The sequence below is a fragment of the Wolbachia endosymbiont of Protocalliphora sialia genome (assembly GCF_053891855.1).
Genome location: NZ_JAIUJX010000024.1, coordinates 1 through 4,495 on the forward strand (window position 1 = coordinate 1; position 4,495 = coordinate 4,495).

Here is a 4,495-nt window from a genome sequence, read left to right on the forward strand (position 1 = left end):
AAAGAGTTTCTTTTTGGTTTTACAGATTTCGTCTGTTCAGGCTTTCAGTAATAACTTCAGCAAACTCATTTGTTATTGCTGTCGTATGGTAAAAAAATATCTTAATAAAAGCTGTTACACTATTACTAGCAAGATATCAATCACGCTCTATTGGATCTACATTTTGATTTAAAATCGCCTATTTTCTTGCACCTTTTTGCCATTCATAGAATGTTAACTTTAAACTTCTTGGCTACAAATGCTCTACTTTCCCCTACATCCAATGCTTTTTTCCTTAAATCATAACTATATGCTACTGGCATTCACATCTCCTCGCTACTTTACCTATTCCACCATGTTCACACTATTAGGAAAAGAGCTATAATTTTCAACACTAACAAAACTACTTCCTAATCTTTTACACAGCAACCTATAAAACTTAATGCTGTGAATATATGATCAACAAAAAAAAACTTTGAGAAAAGGAAGAATAGACTTCTTCCTTTTACTTAACTACGCTGTTAACCCTATACTAACTCTTTGCTCTACATTAGCTCTATCTAGATTCTCACTAGGCTTTGAAATTACATATGTAATACCACCAGCAATAAGTCCAACTACTACAGCAGCAGCTATAGCTATACCAATTATAGGCAATACCGGTAATGCAGCACCAAAATACAATCCTAACCCAACTGCCAATTCAGCTATGGCACCACAAACACTACCAATAATTATTGGTTTATTAGTAGTTTTTACTGTATCTTTAGTTATATTTCCTTCAGTTTTAGGTATGCTGCTTTCATCTACTAAAGACTGTTCTTTACTTTCGTAATCAGGCTGGTTCTTTTTAATTAATGTTATCATATCAGCATTTCGCTGTGGATCTAATGATACTTTGAAAGTCTCCTTGTTAAAAATCTTAGAAAATATTTCACACTTGTCTTTATTTTCGTGATTAGGCACGATCCTTTCAAGGGTTACTTTCCAATCCTCTTGCTCTTGCTTTTTACATATCTCCTTAACTCTATCGTGCATTTCAATTTTGTTAGGATCATCTTTACTTTCACAACTAGATATGCTCTTTGCAAGTATTTTTAGCCAACCATCAATTTTAGCTTTTTGCTCTTCATCTTGCTCTTGATTTTTTAGTATTTCTAAAATATTCTTGTTTTTGTTAAGATGATCTTTTTTTATACTAGCGAAAACTTTTTCTAACATATCATTATCTTGAGCTACATCTATAATAGCTTTAATACTTTTCTGACTAACTTCCTGATTAATAAGATTTATAGCACAGCCAAGCGGTGTTAGAGTATGTTCTTGATCATCTGAAAGCCTGATCTTTATATTCGCAGTAGTAAGAACTTTTTCTAATATACTATTTCTTTTAGCTACATTTAGGATAGCTTGAATGCCTCTCTGTTTATTAAGAATAATAGCATGGACAAGTGGTGTTGAAGTATATTCTTGACCATTTGAGAGCTTGATCTTTATATCCGCAGTAGTAAGAACTTCTTCTAATATATCTTTCTCTTTAGCTACACTTAGAATATTTGTAATATATCTCTGACTATTTAACGAGTTCTTAAGATTTATAGCGTAGGCAAGCGGTGTTAGAGTATGTTCTTCACCATCTTCAAACTCTATACATTTCACAGTAGTAAGAATTTTCAGCAAATCCTCTTTTGAAAATCCTGTAAGAAGATCAATAATATTCTCATGTTCTTCCATCGCAGCCTGTAACTTACCATATAATTCTTGTTGTGTTCCGTTTAACTCTTCATATTTTGGCATATAAAATTCTCCTATTCAAAATAATAATATACTTTAATTATTATATATTTAAGCAAACAAGTCAATAAATCAATAAAATGCTGTGCTGCCAAAAACACTCAAACAAGAAAAAGCGCTCTGGTGCTCATTCTTTGTTTATAAATAATATTCTTGATTCAATCCTTTGCTTTCTTTTCAATGTATCTACATATCAGAATAGACAGCTCATATAATACCAACATTGGAATTGCAAGCCCTACTTGGCTTAGTACATCAGGTGGAGTTAAGATTGCAGCAATAATGAAAATTACTACTATCGCAATTCTACGTTTATTTGACAAACTTTGTGCAGTGATTAGCCCTACTCTCACCATTAAGGTTAGTATGACTGGAATTTGAAATGCAGTACCAAACGCAAACATGAATTGAAGAACAAGGTCTAAATATTCACTAACTGATGGCATAAACTCTATTGGTATACCGAAAGATTTACCGCTATGTTCAAAAGCAATAAAAAATTTCCAGGCTAGGGGAAATATGTAGTAGTAAACTACAGCGGCTCCCGTTACAAACAAAACCGGTGTTGCAATTAAGTATGGCAATAACACTGCCCTTTCTCTTTTATATAAGCCAGGTGCTAGAAACATATAGAATTGCCATGCAAACACAGGAAAAGAAAACAACAGTGCACTCATTATTGCAACCCTGAGATATACAAAAAACGCTTCTGTTAAGTCTGTATAGATTAGAGAAAAATCATCACTATCTTTTGTAACTTCTATTAAAGGTGCAAGTAAAAAGCGGTATATATTTTCTTTAAAGTAGTAACAAAACCCGAAGGTAACACAAAAAAATAGAAAGCAAAAAATAACCCTTTTTCTAAGTTCCGCAAAGTGCTCATAAAATGAAGCATATTTTTGTGAGTTTTCGTTCATACTTTACAATAAAGCTATATCTAACATTCTCAGTGAAAAAGCCCATTCATTGTCATACCATGCTGCAACTCTACAGATATCACCTGTGACATATGTACCAGCTAAATCCACAATTGCACTATAAGGGTTATGGACAAAGTCTATTGAAACTAAAGGCTCGTTACATACGGAAAGCACATGATTTGCTGAATTCTTAAATATTTCGTTTATTTCCTTAGTTGTTGCTCTCTTATCAGCTAAAAATTTAAAATCAACCATAGAAACGTTGCTAACCGGAACTCTAATAGCAGTACCATCTAGCTTACCCTTTAACTCAGGAATAACAGAACCAATTGTTTTTGCTGCTCCAGTTGTAGTTGGCACCATAGAAAGGCCACAAGCTCTTGCCCTGCGTAAGTCTCTATGGTTGCCATCAAGAATATTTTGATCATTCGTATAGGCATGTATAGTGGTCATAAAACCGCTTTTTATACCTAAATTGGAGTGTAAAATCTGTACAATCGGAGCCAGACAGTTTGTAGTACAAGAACCTGCTGAGATCACTGTATGCTCCTTTTTTAGCATATCGTTATTTACGCCGTAAACTATAGTTACGTCAGCATCTGAAACTGGAGCAGAGACAATTACTCTCTCTGCATTATGCTGTGCTGCTTCTGCACGCTTGTTGAATGCACCAGTGCATTCAAGTACTACATCAACATTCCAAGGAATATTTTCAGGGCTACGTTCTCTATATAAAGAAAATTTCCTGCTATTTATAGATAGCCAATTTTCAGACTCGTTAAAATCAATATCGCCGTTAAATTTGCTATGAACAGAGTCATACTTAATCAAATGTGCATGCTGCTCAGCACTGAGCGACCCATTTACCGCCACAACTTCTATTTGCTCGCTATAGTTTTCTACTTCAAAAATAGCACGCAATACACTTCTACCTATTCTACCAAGACCATTAATTCCTACACGAATTGTCATTTTTCCATCTTAAAAGTTTAATTATACGGAATATTGCCTGATATTTCATTCTATTCTTTTAGTTGTTAATCCTAATGTTATAATATATTGATTGACTAAAGAAACTGTATCACTTAATTAATAATGTCTAAATTTTAACTTGGAGTAGGTTATGCATGGATTACCAATGACAAATTCAGATAATCAGTATCAGCAAAGAAAAATAGAAGCATTGCAAAAAGAAAATAAAGGACTGTCAGAAAAAGTGAAAACACTACAGAAAATGTCAGTGCTTCACAATGAAATGCTAGTAATGCTACAGTGGGAATCAATAACAGAGAAACTGCGCACAGAAATATTAAAAAAACTGCTAGAAGCACCTCAAGAAGAAGCAGCATTTCAATTAGAAGAAAGAGATGAAGATCAGCAAGTAATAGAAGACATACTGGATATGCAAGAAGAATTTAAATCTTTACAAAATTTGGAAAGTACTACTATTGAACAAACAAATATTCAAGGACAGAGCATATAAACTTGTAATAGCTTCAAACTATTATAAATAACTTTCCCTATTTCCTTCTTTATCGTTACCCAGTGTTGTGGCACTGGGTGCTCTGCTCTTTTTGTATTTTACGACTAAGGATATCATTTTTTAGTGCTTATTTCTTAATATATTAATATAAATCTTGATTAAGTAATTATAGTACTATATTATTTAACTCAATATTAATGATAATTATTATGGATTTAAAAAAATTACAACTAGAGTTGCTTGAAATAATTTTTCTCATACTTGCACCAGCTAGTGCAGAAGAGGAAAAAGATATGAAAGATCGAGCATTAAAGATTAT

At 32.9% G+C, this 4,495-nt stretch carries 4 protein-coding genes and 1 pseudogene; 1 reads left to right on the top strand and 4 read right to left on the bottom strand.

The genetic code is table 11. The annotated features are described in order from the left end of the window. Positions 1-149: 149 nt before the first annotated feature. The 4 genes and pseudogenes from LB100_RS05750 to gap all read right to left on the bottom strand — a co-directional run. Positions 150-302 (bottom strand): annotated as a pseudogene (locus tag LB100_RS05750) (IS630-like element ISWpi11 family transposase); the annotation flags it as partial. 190 nt (positions 303-492) lie between these two features. Continuing rightward, positions 493-1,776 (bottom strand): WD_0033/WD_0034 family tandem repeat-containing protein, encoded by a 1,284-nt coding sequence (locus tag LB100_RS05755; protein WP_456201690.1) that lies wholly within the window; start codon positions 1,774-1,776, stop codon positions 493-495. A 155-nt stretch (positions 1,777-1,931) separates the two neighbouring features. Then, positions 1,932-2,690, bottom strand: a complete 759-nt coding sequence (gene tatC, locus LB100_RS05760; protein ID WP_456201691.1) for a twin-arginine translocase subunit TatC — start codon at positions 2,688-2,690, stop codon at positions 1,932-1,934. Between the two features lie 3 nt (positions 2,691-2,693). Next, complete coding sequence (gene gap / locus LB100_RS05765) at positions 2,694-3,665, bottom strand: type I glyceraldehyde-3-phosphate dehydrogenase (RefSeq protein WP_456201692.1); 972 nt, start codon at positions 3,663-3,665, stop codon at positions 2,694-2,696. Between the two features lie 151 nt (positions 3,666-3,816). On the opposite strand from gap, the gene LB100_RS05770 reads away from it, so the two are divergent. Then, positions 3,817-4,176 carry a hypothetical protein gene (locus tag LB100_RS05770; RefSeq protein ID WP_456201693.1) on the top strand — a complete coding sequence of 120 codons (360 nt, stop codon included), beginning with the start codon at positions 3,817-3,819 and terminating at the stop codon, positions 4,174-4,176. The last annotated feature ends 319 nt before the right edge of the window (positions 4,177-4,495 follow it).

What these genes read in the sequence shown, in the direction of transcription:
- tatC (WP_456201691.1), bottom strand. Translation starts at nt 2,690, where the DNA reads ATGAACGAAAACTCACAAAAATATGCTTCATTTTATGAGCACTTTGCG.
- LB100_RS05770 (WP_456201693.1), top strand. Translation starts at nt 3,817, where the DNA reads ATGCATGGATTACCAATGACAAATTCAGATAATCAGTATCAGCAAAGA.
- LB100_RS05755 (WP_456201690.1), bottom strand. Translation starts at nt 1,776, where the DNA reads ATGCCAAAATATGAAGAGTTAAACGGAACACAACAAGAATTATATGGT.
- gap (WP_456201692.1), bottom strand. Translation starts at nt 3,665, where the DNA reads ATGACAATTCGTGTAGGAATTAATGGTCTTGGTAGAATAGGTAGAAGT.